The sequence below is a fragment of the Ensifer sp. LC11 genome (assembly GCF_001695835.1).
Lineage (GTDB): Bacteria > Pseudomonadota > Alphaproteobacteria > Rhizobiales > Rhizobiaceae > Ensifer.
Window position 1 is genome coordinate 218,020 of record NZ_MBSO01000012.1, and the last position, 13,344, is coordinate 231,363.

The 13,344-nt window shown below is 64.1% G+C and carries 14 protein-coding genes; 5 read left to right on the forward strand and 9 right to left on the reverse strand.

Annotated elements, in window-relative coordinates; genetic code table 11:
• Window positions 1–60: 60 nt before the first annotated feature.
• Complete coding sequence (locus tag BBX50_RS09770; protein WP_201723462.1) at window positions 61–984, forward strand: alpha/beta hydrolase; 924 nt, start codon at window positions 61–63, stop codon at window positions 982–984.
• 158 nt (window positions 985–1,142) lie between these two features.
• Here the strand turns inward: BBX50_RS09770 and msrA are convergent, their stop codons facing one another.
• On the reverse strand, window positions 1,143–1,865 hold the full coding sequence (gene msrA, locus BBX50_RS09775; RefSeq protein WP_065775109.1) for a peptide-methionine (S)-S-oxide reductase MsrA: 723 nt from the start codon (window positions 1,863–1,865) through the stop codon (window positions 1,143–1,145).
• Window positions 1,866–2,014: 149 nt separating this feature from the next.
• On the opposite strand from msrA, the gene BBX50_RS09780 reads away from it, so the two are divergent.
• Complete coding sequence (locus BBX50_RS09780) at window positions 2,015–2,416, forward strand: ACT domain-containing protein (protein ID WP_065775110.1); 402 nt, start codon at window positions 2,015–2,017, stop codon at window positions 2,414–2,416.
• A 22-nt stretch (window positions 2,417–2,438) separates the two neighbouring features.
• Here BBX50_RS09780 and BBX50_RS09785 read toward each other — a convergent pair whose 3' ends face one another.
• From BBX50_RS09785 to BBX50_RS09815, 7 genes are all read right to left on the reverse strand, one after another.
• Entirely contained in the window at window positions 2,439–2,858 is a 420-nt protein-coding gene (locus BBX50_RS09785; protein ID WP_065775111.1) for a GFA family protein, read from the reverse strand.
• 110 nt (window positions 2,859–2,968) lie between these two features.
• Window positions 2,969–4,561, reverse strand: coding sequence for an MFS transporter (locus BBX50_RS09790; RefSeq protein WP_065775434.1), 1,593 nt, complete (start codon window positions 4,559–4,561; stop codon window positions 2,969–2,971).
• Window positions 4,554–5,018, reverse strand: coding sequence for an SRPBCC domain-containing protein (locus tag BBX50_RS09795; protein ID WP_065775112.1), 465 nt, complete (start codon window positions 5,016–5,018; stop codon window positions 4,554–4,556). Before BBX50_RS09795 ends, BBX50_RS09790 begins: the two co-directional genes overlap by 8 nt.
• Window positions 5,019–5,179: 161 nt before the next feature.
• A complete protein-coding gene (locus BBX50_RS09800) occupies window positions 5,180–5,749 on the reverse strand; it encodes a TetR/AcrR family transcriptional regulator (RefSeq protein WP_065775113.1) in 570 nt (189 codons plus the stop codon).
• Window positions 5,746–6,240 (reverse strand): HPP family protein, encoded by a 495-nt coding sequence (locus BBX50_RS09805; RefSeq protein ID WP_065775114.1) that lies wholly within the window; start codon window positions 6,238–6,240, stop codon window positions 5,746–5,748. Before BBX50_RS09805 ends, BBX50_RS09800 begins: the two co-directional genes overlap by 4 nt.
• A gap of 120 nt (window positions 6,241–6,360) precedes the next feature.
• Entirely contained in the window at window positions 6,361–8,355 is a 1,995-nt protein-coding gene (locus tag BBX50_RS09810) for a CocE/NonD family hydrolase (RefSeq protein WP_065775115.1), read from the reverse strand.
• Between the two features lie 68 nt (window positions 8,356–8,423).
• Window positions 8,424–9,980 (reverse strand): ABC transporter substrate-binding protein, encoded by a 1,557-nt coding sequence (locus tag BBX50_RS09815; protein WP_065775435.1) that lies wholly within the window; start codon window positions 9,978–9,980, stop codon window positions 8,424–8,426.
• A 207-nt stretch (window positions 9,981–10,187) separates the two neighbouring features.
• Between BBX50_RS09815 and BBX50_RS09820 the strand changes: the two genes are divergently transcribed.
• Together BBX50_RS09820 and BBX50_RS09825 are read left to right on the forward strand one after the other, a co-directional pair.
• On the forward strand, window positions 10,188–10,982 hold the full coding sequence (locus tag BBX50_RS09820; RefSeq protein WP_065775116.1) for a helix-turn-helix transcriptional regulator: 795 nt from the start codon (window positions 10,188–10,190) through the stop codon (window positions 10,980–10,982).
• A gap of 51 nt (window positions 10,983–11,033) precedes the next feature.
• Window positions 11,034–11,375 carry a PAAR domain-containing protein gene (locus tag BBX50_RS09825; protein ID WP_065775117.1) on the forward strand — a complete coding sequence of 114 codons (342 nt, stop codon included), beginning with the start codon at window positions 11,034–11,036 and terminating at the stop codon, window positions 11,373–11,375.
• A gap of 10 nt (window positions 11,376–11,385) precedes the next feature.
• On the opposite strand, the gene BBX50_RS09830 is transcribed toward BBX50_RS09825, so the two are convergent.
• On the reverse strand, window positions 11,386–12,834 hold the full coding sequence (locus BBX50_RS09830) for a LuxR C-terminal-related transcriptional regulator (RefSeq protein WP_065775118.1): 1,449 nt from the start codon (window positions 12,832–12,834) through the stop codon (window positions 11,386–11,388).
• A 220-nt stretch (window positions 12,835–13,054) separates the two neighbouring features.
• Here BBX50_RS09830 and BBX50_RS09835 point away from each other — a divergent pair, with 220 nt between their 5' ends.
• Window positions 13,055–13,309 (forward strand): DUF1127 domain-containing protein, encoded by a 255-nt coding sequence (locus BBX50_RS09835; protein ID WP_065775119.1) that lies wholly within the window; start codon window positions 13,055–13,057, stop codon window positions 13,307–13,309.
• Window positions 13,310–13,344 lie beyond the last annotated feature (35 nt).

Sequence of the window (13,344 nt, forward strand, 5' to 3'; positions counted from 1 at the left end):
ACAGGGCACGGCAACGCCGATGATAAGCTGGCACCAAAGCGGGATGAGAGGGAGGACGACGTGGATCAGGCAACGAAGCGGCCGATGCCGACGGAGGAGGGGATCCTCGCCTTTCATCGCCGCTGCGAGGAGTTCTATCCGGCCGACGCGGTCGATGCGTCGATCGATGAGCAACGCAAGTGGTATGACGCGCTCTGCGCCGAGTTCGATGCGCCGAGCCCGGTAGGCCTTACCCGCGAGGACGCTTTGGTCGGTGGCCACATCCCGATCCGGCACTGCCGGCCTCAGACGGTTTCGACCAGGACGCGCATCTATTACATCCATGGCGGCGGCTTCGTCGTCGGCTCGCTGAACAGCCATGATGCGATCTGCGCCGAGCTTGCGGACTTTGCTCAAGCCGAACTGGTTTCGGTCGATTATCGTTTGGCGCCGGAGCATGTCTGGCCGGCGGCTTTCGACGATTGTTATGCGGTGCTTCAGGCATTGCTGTCCGACGGTCGTCCGGTCGTCGTTGCCGGCGACAGCGGCGGGGGCAACCTTACGGCAGGCATTATCTTGAAAGCCCGGGCGGAAGGCCTTGCGGGAATCGTCGGCCAGGTGCTGATCTATCCGGGTCTCGGCGGCAATCTCGTCTCCGGCTCCTATGTCGACATGGCCGAGGCGCCGGGACTGACGACGGCCGACGTGAGCTACTATCGCGATATCCTGAAGGCGCCGGCCGAGAATCCATTCGCCGCACCCTTGGCGGAAACGGATCTTTCGGGCCTGCCGCCGAGCTATATCACCGGTGCCTTCTTCGATCCCTTGCGCGATGACGCCCGCATCTATGCGGCGCGGCTTGCAGCCGCTGGCGTCAACGTCACCTTCCGCGAGGAGCCGCAGATGATCCATGCCTGGCTCAGGGCGCGGCACATGAGCGAGGGCGCGCGGGAAGGATTTCGGCGCCTGGCCGAGGCGGTCGCGGTTCTCGTCGGAACCCGCTGACGTCCGGGTTTGGACGACGCAAATCCGCGCGGAAAACCGCTGCGAACGAATTGTCTAGAGCGCCGTGCGTTCAATTGAACGCACAAGGGACGCTCTAGCACTTTGATTCTAGAGCATCTTTCCGCCCTCCAAGTGATTCCACTTGAAAGCGGGATGCTCTAGCTCTTCGCCTTGAACACCAGCACCGGATTTGCCCGGAAGGCCTGCGGGAAAAGTGCACGCAGGTTCTCGATCTTCGGCAGGTCGTTATAGACGATATAGGGATGGGTCGGGTTCCGCGTCAGGAAATCCTGATGGTAGTCCTCGGCGGCGTAGAAGCCCTCGAATGGCGAGACCTGCGTGACGATCGTGGCTGGGTAGGCGCCTGATTTGCCGAGTTCGGCGATATAGGCGTCGGCGATGTGCTTCTGCTCATCCGTGACGGCAAAGATCGCCGAGCGGTACTGGGTGCCATGGTCCGGCCCCTGATAGTTGAGCTGTGTCGGGTTGTGGGCGACGGAGAAGAACACCTGCAGCAATTGCCCGTAGGTGACCTCGCGCGGATCGTAGGTCACTTCCACCGATTCCGCGTGGCCGGTCTTGCCGCCGCTCACCGTTTCGTAATCGGCGGTTGCCGCAGTGCCGCCGGAATAGCCGGAAACGGCCTTTCTGACGCCTTTGACATGCTGGAAGACGCCCTGCACGCCCCAGAAGCAGCCGCCGGCAAAGACGGCGATCTCCGTGGTGCCCGCTACTTTTTCATCGAGCGAAGGCGGTGGGATGACCACGGCGGATTCCTGGGCGGCGGCAAGTGGCGCCGTTGCCAGCATGGCGGCGATGGCTGCAGCCAGGATGAGCGGGGACCTGCTCAAGGGATATGCCTGCTTGCTGCTGCACGCCATGATTTCCTCCTGCCACCGGCTTCCCAGCTGTTCGATGACCTCATGTTTTCACGGGAAAGACAATGGTCAAATCGCGATCGCGTGCTTCACGCCAACGTGACGATCCGCTACCACTTGAGCCGAACAGGCGTGCAAAGAGGGAAGAGGTCATGGCCGGAGAAACGGATCTCGCAAAACTGCTGGCGACGATGAGCGCGGTGCTGTTTCCGCAGACCTATGTCTATTGCACCGTCGCTCACCGGGATGCGGCGCGTTACCAACAGCTGGAGCCGCTTGCCACCTATCGCGAGGATGAGGGGTTGACGCTTGTTCTTTCCCGCAGCGCCGCTGACGAAGCGGGGCTCGACTATGGCCCTCTGCTTCGGCGGATCACCCTCAACGTGCATTCGGCGCTTGAGGCCGTCGGGCTGACAGCGGCCGTTTCGGCGGCGCTGACGCGCGAGGGCATCAGCGCCAATGTGATCGCTGCCTATTACCACGACCATATTTTCGTGCCGGAAGCGGATGCCGAGCGGGCGCTGGCAGCACTACGGGCGCTGACGATCGCCTGACTATCCTGGGCCTGCGGGGCCACTACATGAAGCGCGTGTCTTCAGGCGGGTTGAAATGGTCGTCGGCGCGGCCGTTCTCGTAGATGATAGGCGCTTCGGCGAGTTCCGCGTCGCTGACGCCGTCGAGGCAGGCGACGTTGACGGCGTAGAAATGGCCGAGGAAATCCTTGTGGTAACCGCGCGAGAACGGGCGGACGCCGCAGCGGCTGCAGAAATAGTGATCGACGTCGCCCACGATCCAGCTCGAGTTGTCGGCGCGGTAGCTGGTGAGCCTGTCCTTGCCTGATGTGATCTCGAATTCTTCCCGAAGCGCGAAAGACTTCTGCATGCGCGTCTTGGCGCAGAAGGAACAGTTGCAGCGGCGGATGCCCTCGGCCAGATCGAGCTGGCATTCGAAGGTGACGGCACCGCAATGGCAGCTGCCGCGATAGAGCTTCTTCATCGGTTTCCTCCCTGGGGACTGGGCGCATGCCGTCGCTCGCCGACCGGATGGCCGGCGCCGCATGTGGCGCTGTTTGCGTTGTCTTGCCGCGGCGGCTCGCGCCGCGGGTCCTATCCGACGTTTGCCGAATGTACCGGTTCGTTCGCAATCGTCTTGCCGTCACCGTCATCGCTCGCCTTGCGCAAGAGCAGGAAGGCAATGAGGGCCGTCAGCAGTGAAAGCAGGACGCAGATCGAGGCGGTGAAGGTGAAGGACTGGGTGAAGACGTCGCGCGCCGCGGTCAGCAGCCGTTCAGCCTCCGCCGGGGGCAGGTCGGCGGCGATCGCAACCGCACCGCCGAGCGTCTGGCGTGCTGCCGCAACCGTTTCCTCCGGCAGGCCGGTGACCACCAGCTGGTCCATGCGGCCGCGATAGGCTGCCGTCAGCAGGCTGCCAAGCACGGCGATGCCGAGCGCGCCGCCGAACTCGAAGCTCGTTTCGGAGATTGCCGAGGCTGCGCCGGCGCGTTCCGGCGGGGCCGAGCCGACGATCATGTCGGTTGTCAGCGTGCCGACCGGAGCAAAACCCAGGCAAAGCACGACGAGGCCGGTGGTGACAAGCAGCGGACTGCTCGACGTGCCGACCTGCGTGCAGATCGCAAAGCCGATCGCCGTCAGCACGAAGCCGGCGGCAATCAGGTTGGAGGCGGCAAAACGCGTGGCCAGCATCGGCACCGTCATCGAGGCTGCGACCATCGCGACACCCGTCGGCACCGACCAGAGCCCGGCGACGAAGGGCGAGAGGCCGAGAACCAGCTGCAGATATTGCGCCACGAACAGGAAGGCGCCGAAGCCGACGAACAGGCCGAGAATATTGACGCCGAGTGCGGCGCTGAAGGCCGGCGTCTTGAACAGCGAAAGGTCGATCAGCGGATCGGCGAGACGGAGCTGACGTCTGGCAAAGAGGATGGCGACGATGATGCCGAAGAGGACGAAGGATATCGCAGTCGCGTCCAGCCCATCCTCGGCGATCCGCTTCATGCCGTAAATCACCGAAAGTACTGATATCAGCGACTGGGCGGCGCTGATCAGGTCCAGCCGGCCGGCATTGGGATCGCGGAACTCGGGCAGCAGGATTGGTCCGAGGACGAGGATCAGCACCATGACCGGTACCGCAAGCAGGAAGACCGAACCCCACCAGAACTGCGACAGCATCAGCCCGCCGACAACCGGACCGATGGCGCCGCCGGCCGAAAAGCTCGCGATCCAGACGCCGATCGCAAAGGTGCGCTGCCTGTCGTCGAGGAACATGTTGCGGATGAGCGAGAGCGTGGAAGGCGCAAGCGTTGCCGCGGCCACGCCAAGTACGGCGCGTGCGATGATCAGGGTTTCGGCGTTCCAGGCAAAGGCCGCGAAGATCGAGGCGAGGCCGAAGGCGATCGAGCCGATCATCAAGAGGCGCCGGCGGCCGATGCGGTCTCCGAGCGTGCCCATGGTAATCAGGGAGCCTGCGACCATGAAGCCGTAGACGTCGATGATCCAGAGAAGCTGGGAAGCGGACGGTTTCAATTCCTCGGCGAGCTGCGGAACCGCAAGGTTCAGCACCGTCAGGTCCATGGAATAGAGCATGCAGGGCAGCGCGAGCACGGCAAGCCCGATCCATTCGCGCCGGGTCGCCTTCGGGCCTGGCGCACTCGCATTTTCAACGTTCGAAATCTCAGACATGGTCGACATAATCCCTGAGCCGGTCGAGGCACTCGCCCCAGCCTTCCTGGTGCGAGTCGCGCTCTTCGACGGTCTCGAATGGTGTCTGATGGAAGGTCAGCCGTGTCCTGCCGCCGATATCGGCAAAGGAAACGGTGATCAGCGTATCGGGACCGGGTTCGCCCTCTTCGTCCCAGGCGAAGGTGAAGACGAGCTTTTCGGGCTCCTTCACCTCGCGATAGACGCCACCCATCCAATAGTCGCGCCCTTCGGGCGAGCGGATGCAGGCGCGCCAGGCGCCGCCGGACCGGAAGTCCATGCTCAGCGAATGGGGCGTGAAATCACGCGGCCCCCACCAGCGCAGCGCATGCTCCGGCGTCGACCAGACCTTGAAGACAAGGCTCACGGGCGCGTCGAAGTCGCGGACGATTTCCAGGCTGATATCCTTGCGCGTTACGTTTGCGGTCGCCGCTATCATCAATGCCTCCTCCTCCGGGCGCCCCAATGCGCCCAGTCTTTAACCTCAGAGTTATTTAACTTGTCGGTTAATATCCGGCCGCAAGGGAAATTGTCAAGGCGCGCCTGGGCGGCAACCTGATTTTTGTCAGTTTCGGAGGGAGAGGAGGGGCCGCTGCCTGCCTATTGGGCTGAAGCCATCAGGCTGCGCGCCTGGAGGCGGGAAAGCACTCGGCCGAAGGCGCCGGGATCGTCGAGGCTGCGGGCGAGGATCAGCGCGCCCTGAATGCCGCCGACGATTTCCTCGGCAAGGGCGCTGCATTCCGCCTCTGGCGTGCCGGCGCGTTCAAGCGTTGCGGCGAGATCGGCGCGCCAGTCGGAGAAATAGCCGTTGAGTTCGCGGGCGAAACGGTCATGGGCGCCACTTGCGGCGATCACCCCCATCAGGCAGAGCCTGCGGCCCTGGCGGAAATAGGTGTCGACGCCGGTAAACATGGCCTCCAGCGCTTCCGCCGGGTCTTCGGCGTTGCGCAACGCGTCAAAAATATGGGTTCGAAACCAGGCAGCGATGTCTCCGAGCACCGCCTCGGCCATCTCCTCCTTCCCGCCGGGGAAAAAGTGATAGAGGCTGCCTTTGCCAAGCCCGGTCTTTTCGGTGATCAGGCTGAGGCTCGTGCCGTCATAGCCGTGTTCGCGGAAGGTCTCTGCAAGCGTGGCAATGACGTCTTGGCGTTCGGCAACGACGCGGCTCATGCGGGCTTCCTCACCAGCGGATACTCCACCTTGGCGAAGCGGTGGAAGAGGGCGCCGACGGCAACGAGGATCAGCGAGCCGGTCAGGACCGGGAAGAGCAGGAATTCGAAGCCGGGATCGGCCGCAAACACGACGAGCGGATTGGCGCCGGCCGGCGGGTGGGTGATGCGCAGTGCTGCCATCAGCGCGATCGCCGCACCGACGGCGATCGCCACGGCCCACCATTCGTTGGGAAAGACCGTCCGGAGGATCAGGCCGACGAGGGTGGCGATGACATGGCCGCCGACGACATTGGCCGGCTGCGACAGCGGGCTTGATGCGACCGAGAAGATCAGCACGCAGCTTGCCCCGAAGGGCGCCATCAACATGGGATGGCCGACGAGGTTGGTGAGCGCGCCGACGGCGGCAATGGCGACAAGGCCACCGATACCGGCGATGAGGCCGCGGTTGATGTGGACAGGAGGCTGGTGGCGTGAGAAGAAATGGCGCATTTGTGTACCAATCGGTCAAGTGTTTACCGATTGGTACAATGACATGCGGATGAAGTCAAGAGAGTTGCGTTTGGCCGGGAAGGGCAGCGGTCAGCTGCCCGCCCGTTCCCCGCGCATGGCCTACATGAAGTCGCGCGGGACGCGTTTCCTGAAGTGCTTCTCGAAGATCAGCGCCTCGCCCTCATAGGCGGCGACCTCGGCTTCGGTGATCCATTCGTTTTCGGTGCAATGCAGCGTCGCGGTCGAGACCGTGCGCACCGACCAGCCTTCGCGCCTGGCGATGCAGGTCCAGGTCGAGGTGCCGATCATCGACAGCGGATCATCGGGCGCGATCGACCAGGTCTCGTCGCGGATGTCCTGGGTCGCAAGTCCGGTCTGCGGATGTTCAGAGAGCCCGGTATCCTCGTAGATCCGGTAGTGCGTCATGCCGTGCGTCATGTCGCGCTCGACCGTGCGGCTGGTGCTGCCGCGTGTCAGTTCGCGGTATTTCGGCAGCGGATCGGGGTTCTGAGGCTCGGGCACGACGATCTCCCGGTGGGCGCCGAGCAGCGGAAGCGCCAGCGCCAGGCTTGATGTGTCGATCGTCACGCCCGGATCGGTCGGCGAGGGCAGGATCAATGGCCAGTAGGAGGTCGACAGCGACACGCGGATGCGGTTGCCGGCGCGGAAACGGTAGCCGCAGGCGTCAAGCACAAGCGTGATGCGCGTCTTGCGGCCGCGCTCCATGGCCTTCGGGCTGGCGTTGCCGTCGCGATGCGCCAGATTGAGCACGCCGAAGGCGACGCGGGTGGCGGTGCCATCGGGATGCACGTCGACGAGGCGGACGGCGAGGTTGGCGGTTGGCGCATGACAGGTGACGTCGACCGTCAGTGTCGGCTGGCCGAGATAGTCGGCGGCGGCCAGCAGCGGCGCGGTCTCGAAGACGAGCGAGCCGGCGTCGTCGATCCGCTGGTCGCCCGCCATTTCGGCATCGGGCTTCAGCGTGAAATATTCGCCCGCCGCCGTGCCGGTATCGAGCGGCGACTTCAGGTAGACCTCGCCGATGCCGGTGCCGCCGGCCGAAGGCGTCAGCCGGCCGTCATGGGAAACGCCGAAAAGCTGCATTTCCGGCGATGTCCAGGCGTCCTTTGCCACCCAGCGGCCGGGATCGCTGTCGCGCCTGAGTGACGGGCGCGGGCCGTCGAGAATGTAGGCGCGCACCTGCGGACCGTTTTCGGCGCCGTTTTCCTCGTCGCGCAGCCAGCGGTTCCACCAGCGGATCGCCTCGCCATGAAAATCGGCGCGCGGCTTCGGGAAGGCGAAATGCGGATATTTGTGCACCCAGGGGCCGATCAGTGCCTTTGCCTTGTCGCCAAGCCCCTCGACCGCTTTCAAGGGTGTGTTGCGGTAACCGTCCGCCCAACCGGCAATGACCAGCGCCGGCACGTCGAAGCCCGCGAAATCTTCCGCGATCGATCCGTGCTGCCAGAATTCGTCGCGACGCTGGTGCTCCAGCCATTCCTCCATGAAGAAGGGCTCGTTCTCCAGCCGCTCCATCCACATCGCCTTCCAGCGGTCACCGACGATATCCGGGTCCGGCGAGCGCGACTGGTAGGCAAGCATCGTCGCCGCCCAGGAAAGCTGGGCGGAGAGATGGCAGCCATTCTTGTAATGGATGTCGTCGTTGTAGCGGTCGACCGTCGAGGCGATGGAGATGACGGCTTTGAGCGCCGGCGGCTTCAAGGCCGCGACCTGAAGGCAGTTGAAGCCGCCCCAGGAGATCCCCATCATCCCGACCTTGCCGTTCGACCAGGGCTGGGCCGCAATCCACTCGATGATCTCGCATCCATCAGAGAGTTCGCGCGGCGTATATTCGCCGTCGATGACACCGTCGCTCTCGCCTGAGCCTCTGATGTCTACGCGCACGCCGGCGATGCCGGCGGCCGCAAACACCGGATAGGTGGATTCGTCACGCAGGCTGGTGCCGCCCTGCTTGCGGTAGGGCAGGTATTCGAGCACGGCGGGAACCGGATCGGCCTCCGCCCCCGCGGGCATCCAGATGCGGGCGGCAAGGCGGGTGCCGTCCTTCAGCCGGATCCATTCGTTTTCGACTACAGTGAAGTCACGTTCGGACATATCGTTCCAACTATTTCGTTGTTCTTGTTGGCAGTTCGGGACGCGAAATCGCGTTGCACTGGAATTGCTTAGCTGTCGAACCAGACGCGGCTTCCGACATAGCCATTGGAAAGGTCGTTGCCGATGTCGTCAACGAAGCCCTTGAGCGAGGCCGAGGCCGCGTTCACATAGTCGTTGAAAACAGGCAGGATCAGGCCGCCTTCGTCGCGCACCGTCATCGCCATGGTGTGGTACATCTCCTTGCGCTTGGTCTCGTCGAGTTCGGAGCGGGCCTGAAGCAGAAGCTTGTCGAAATCCTCGCGCTTGAAGCGCGTGTCGTTCCATTCGGCGGTCGAGAGATAGGAGGTCGAGTAGCGCGAATCCTGGGTCGGTCGCCCGCCCCAATAGGAGGCGCAGAAGGGCTGCACGTTCCAGACATTGGTCCAGTAGCCATCCTCCGGCTCGCGCCGCACTTCAAGCTCGATGCCGGCCTTCCTGGCGCTTTCCTGGAAGAGCACGGCCGCGTCGGCTGCACCCGGGAAGGCGGCGTCGGAGGTGCGCAACAGGATCGGCCGGTCGTGGCCGGACTTCTTGAAGTGGAAGGCGGCCTTGTCAGGGTCATAGGCCCGCTGCTCGATGCCTTCGGGCGCCAGCGCATAGTTGCCGTTGACCGGAAAATCGTTGCCGAGCGTGCCGTAGCCGCCGAGCACCCGGTCGAGGATCGCCTGGCGGTCGATGGCGTATTTCAGTGCCAGCCTCAGATCATTGTTGTCGAAGGGCGCGGTGTCGCAATGCATCAGGAAGCTGTAAAAGCCCTTGCCGGCGGTCCTCAGGATCTCGACGCGCGGCGCTCGCTTCAAAAGTGGCACGGTCTTCGGGTCGATGTTGTTGATGAAGTGGACCTGGCCGGAGGAAAGCGCTGCGATGCGCGCCGTCGTGTCGTTCATCACGATGATCTCGACCGATTCGACGAAGCCGCGGTCGGACCGCCAGTCCTCGGCGTTCTTCTCGAAGGTGGCGCGCAGGCCCGCCTCGTAGCTTGACAGCTTGTAGGGGCCGGTGCCGATCGGGGAGGCCGGATTGTCGACGCCGCCCTTCGGCTGGATGATCAGGTGATAGTCGGTCAGAAGCAACGGCAGGTCGGCATTGCCCTCGGTCAAGGTCAGCACCAGCGCGCCGGCCTTTTCCTCGATCGTCTTGATCGAGCGCATCAGCCCTAGCGCACCGGACTTCGAGCCTTCGTCGGCATGGCGCTTCAGCGTGGCAACCACGTCGGCGGCCGTCAGCTTGCTGCCATCATGGAAGCTGACGTCGCTGCGGATATTGAAGGTCCACTGTGACGCATCCGCCGAAGGCTCCCAGGATTCGGCAAGCGCCGGCAGCGGCGCGCCGGTCTTCGGGTCGGATTCGACCAGCGTGTCGCCCCAGAGATGGCCGATGACGAAGGAGACGGAGCCGCTATAGGCGGCGGGATCGAGCGAATCGGTGGTGGCGCCGCCTTTCAGACCGAGCTTCAGATGGCCGCCGCGCTTCGGCTCCTGAGCGCGAGCGTCGCCTGCTGTGAGCGTCGCGCCGAGGCCAGCCGCGAGACCGAGCGCTGCGCTACCCGCCAGAAAGCCGCGCCGGCTGATGCCGGTCGAAGCCATGCTCGCGGGGACGAGAAGGCCGTCGGGTCGCTTCGTGAATTCGGTCATGTCAGGGTTCCCTTTGGTGTGATGCTTGTAGGGGAAAACCTAGCGGTTGGCAGACGACACACAATTTCGCGACTTGACGCTTCTTTACGCGCTTTTACGCTACCTTGGTTTATAATCGGATCGCGCGCAGAGCTACGCGGTCGCGGCTTGGGGAGCGCCATGCAGGACATCGAAATCTTCGCAGCCAATCTCAGGTTTGCCTGTGCGACCCGGCGCTCAATCTCGCAGATCTGTCGCGAGATCGGCATCAACCGGCAGCAGTTCAACCGCTATATCGGCGGCGAGGCGCGACCGTCGCCGCATAACGTGGCACGCATTGCCCGCTTCTTCGGGCTGGCGGCCGAGGATTTTGGGCTGCCGGCCAAACAATTTGAGGCACGCATGACGCGGCCCGACCGCGACCGCTCCGACGCGAGCCTGCTGCTCGAAGGCTTTCCGGGCGACATCGCGGGCCTGAGGCGTCACATCGGCTACTACCAGACCTATCACGTGTCGCTCTCCTGGCCGGGGCTTGTCGTCTGCTCCTGCGCAAGGATTTACGAGGAGGCAGGCTCGATCCGGGTGAAATCGATCGAGCGCATCCGTGATCCCGCAAACGAGATCCAGCAGTTCTCGAAGTATGTCGGCCTCGTCACCTTCTGGCGAAACCGCATCTTCATCGCCGAGCGCAGCATCGGGCGGGAGCCGATGCTGGCGCAGACGATCCTCCTGCCTTTCGAAGTGCACCAGCGCGTCTACCTGCGCGGTACGACCATGGGGGTTTCCTGGCGCAAGGAGAACCTGCCCTATGCGTCGCGGATGATCTGGCGATCGCTTGGGGTCCAGCCGGATCTGCGCCAGATGCTCTCGCGCTGTGGCGTGCTTGCCTTCGGCGCGCGACAGTTGCCGCAGACTGTGCGCAGCTTTCTCGAAACGCCCGGTGCAGAACCCTTGACGCTGCCGACCGAATATTGAGCGGAGAGGGCCGTGTGATAGCATCGGCCGGAACACGCGGAGGAGGGGATCATGAAATCTGCAGTGGCTGCCATCGCCAGCCTTTGGCTCGCTTTGCCGATGTTTCCGGCCATGGCCGAGGAGGCGCCGGCGCCGATCCCGTCCTGCGCGCTTTCGGGCGCCTCCAGCGTGATGATCGGCGGACAGCCGGCGCTTAGGCTGTCCGACGTCGCCAATTGCCCGCCGGAGCTTTACGAGGTGGTGCCGAGCATCATGATCGAAGGACAGCCGGTGGTGCATTTCCGCGCCGGCAGCGGCGCCAAGGGCGATTGCGCGGCCAAGGGCGAGGCGACGGTGAGCTTCGAAGGGCAAGCCGCGCAGCGGGTGGGCGACGTCGATTGCCGGCAGAACTAAGCCAGGGCGGTCAGTCGAGCATCGCCAGCCGCGCACCTTGCCGGACGACCTCAAGGGCGGAGGGATTGGAGATAGGGTAGCCGGCAATGAAGCCCTCGACCGTGAACGACGGGAACTCGGTTTTAAGCCGCGACGCGACCTCTGCCGCCTCTTTCGTCTCGCCAAGGCATGCATGCGCCATCGCCTGGAACATCAGCGTATTCGGCGATTCCTGTGAGCTCCTCTCGAGCGCCGACAGGCATTCGCGATAGCGCCCGACGACGAAGAGGACGCGCGCAAGCATGCCGTAATACCACGGCGGCCCGAGCGGGTTCAGGGAGAGGGCGCGTTCGATGAGGGGGATCCCGTCGGCGGGGTCGCCAACGATCAGCGCCTTGGCGCCTGCGAGCAGCGCGAGGGTGTCGGCATTGTTCTTGCCGAATTCGAAGGCGCGGGCATGCGCCTCGGCAGCACCCGCGAGGTCGCCGAGGCAAGCCCGGAGATCGCCGAGGCAGGTCTGGCCGGCAGGATCGGTAGGATCCAGCCGTAAGGCTTCGTCAACCGCACGCCGCCAGTTGCGGAAGGCCTCGTTCAAATCGTCGCCGAAGCCATTGGCTGCCTGGATGGAATAGACATAGGCAAGTTCCGTCCAGGCGCGTGCCCGACCCGGATCGAGTTCGAGCGAGCGCGTGAGCAATTGTTTGGCGGCGGCGTTGCCGTCGGGGCTGAAGCGGTTGTGCTGTTCGACGCCAAGCAGGAAGCAGTCATAGGCCTGCAGGCTGCCGGGCGGCTTCAGCCGGCTCGCCTTGCGGCCGATGGCGGCAAGCGTGCCGAAGCAGCCGGCAAGCACGTTGATGACACTTTCGGTGAGACTGTCCTGCAGCGTCAGCACATCTTCCATCTCGCGTTCATACCGTTCGCTCCAGAGCGTCATGCCGGTACGCGTGTCGGAGAGCTGGATCGTCAGGCGAACCCGCCGGTCGTCGGCCCGCAACTGGCCGGTGACGGCATAGGTGGCGCCAACCGCCTGGACGTGGTCGCTGAAGCTTTCGGGGCGGTTGCCGAGCAGCTTCATCGTATGGAAAGCGATGACGGGAAGATCGGCAAAGCGTGCAAGGTCGACGCAGATGTCGGATGACAGACCGTCGGCGAAACGGTGCCAGCGCTCCTCGGGATTGAGGCATTCGATCGGGAAAACGGCAAGCGCCGGGGAGGCCGGCTCGTTCACGCGCGATGGCGCGGCCGTCTCCGGGGCGATCCGGCCGGCCGCGGTTTGCGCGACCCAGGAGGCAAGCTCGATCTTGTTGCGGACGCCGAGCTTGCCGTAGATCGTGGCGAGATGGGTTCGCACGGTCGAGGGCGCAATGAAGAGCGCCTCGCCGATTTCGCGATAGGTAAGACCGGCGGCAAAGCGCTCCGCGACCGCGCGCTCGCGATCTGACAAGGCCTCGGTAAGGGGTGGCGTCTGGATGCGGTTCATGGCTGCTTCCTGCCATCTGACCGGGCCGTTTTCAATGGTGACATACGGCAAGGTGCCACAGCGCCCTTTGCGCGTCTAACGGGACGTGCGGTGCTCCCGGCAAAATACTACAAATGCAGGAGAGGAAACACAGCAGCTGCGCGATGTGGGGCGCGTGTGACGCGCCTAGAGTTCCACCAGTGTTTCAACGCCCGAAGGGCCAGCGACGGTGGGAACGACGATGAGCAGCCTGCTTTCCGGCATGTCCGAATTCTATCACTCCATCCGGCTGGATCTGCGCCAGCCGGCCAAACATCTCGCCGACAGCCTCAGCCGTCACGATCCTTTCCGGCTGTTTGTCATCTGGGACGACCGCGTTCGCGTCCGCGAGCAACTTCAGCGGATGGCCGATCACCATCCGGAGCTGTTGAAGGATATCGGGCTAAGCAGGACACAGGTGCGCGCGGAAACAGAGAAGGCCTTCTGGCAGCGCTGATCTTGCCGAGGGAAGACGAGACGGCGGCGCGCACT

Coding starts and splice junctions, on each gene's coding strand:
- BBX50_RS09820 (WP_065775116.1), top strand. CDS start 10,188: ATGCAGGACATCGAAATCTTCGCAGCCAATCTCAGGTTTGCCTGTGCG.
- BBX50_RS09780 (WP_065775110.1), top strand. CDS start 2,015: ATGGCCGGAGAAACGGATCTCGCAAAACTGCTGGCGACGATGAGCGCG.
- BBX50_RS09835 (WP_065775119.1), top strand. CDS start 13,055: ATGAGCAGCCTGCTTTCCGGCATGTCCGAATTCTATCACTCCATCCGG.
- msrA (WP_065775109.1), bottom strand. CDS start 1,865: ATGGCGTGCAGCAGCAAGCAGGCATATCCCTTGAGCAGGTCCCCGCTC.
- BBX50_RS09810 (WP_065775115.1), bottom strand. CDS start 8,355: ATGTCCGAACGTGACTTCACTGTAGTCGAAAACGAATGGATCCGGCTG.
- BBX50_RS09800 (WP_065775113.1), bottom strand. CDS start 5,749: ATGAGCCGCGTCGTTGCCGAACGCCAAGACGTCATTGCCACGCTTGCA.
- BBX50_RS09830 (WP_065775118.1), bottom strand. CDS start 12,834: ATGAACCGCATCCAGACGCCACCCCTTACCGAGGCCTTGTCAGATCGC.
- BBX50_RS09805 (WP_065775114.1), bottom strand. CDS start 6,240: ATGCGCCATTTCTTCTCACGCCACCAGCCTCCTGTCCACATCAACCGC.
- BBX50_RS09795 (WP_065775112.1), bottom strand. CDS start 5,018: ATGATAGCGGCGACCGCAAACGTAACGCGCAAGGATATCAGCCTGGAA.
- BBX50_RS09790 (WP_065775434.1), bottom strand. CDS start 4,561: ATGTCTGAGATTTCGAACGTTGAAAATGCGAGTGCGCCAGGCCCGAAG.
- BBX50_RS09785 (WP_065775111.1), bottom strand. CDS start 2,858: ATGAAGAAGCTCTATCGCGGCAGCTGCCATTGCGGTGCCGTCACCTTC.
- BBX50_RS09825 (WP_065775117.1), top strand. CDS start 11,034: ATGAAATCTGCAGTGGCTGCCATCGCCAGCCTTTGGCTCGCTTTGCCG.
- BBX50_RS09815 (WP_065775435.1), bottom strand. CDS start 9,980: ATGGCTTCGACCGGCATCAGCCGGCGCGGCTTTCTGGCGGGTAGCGCA.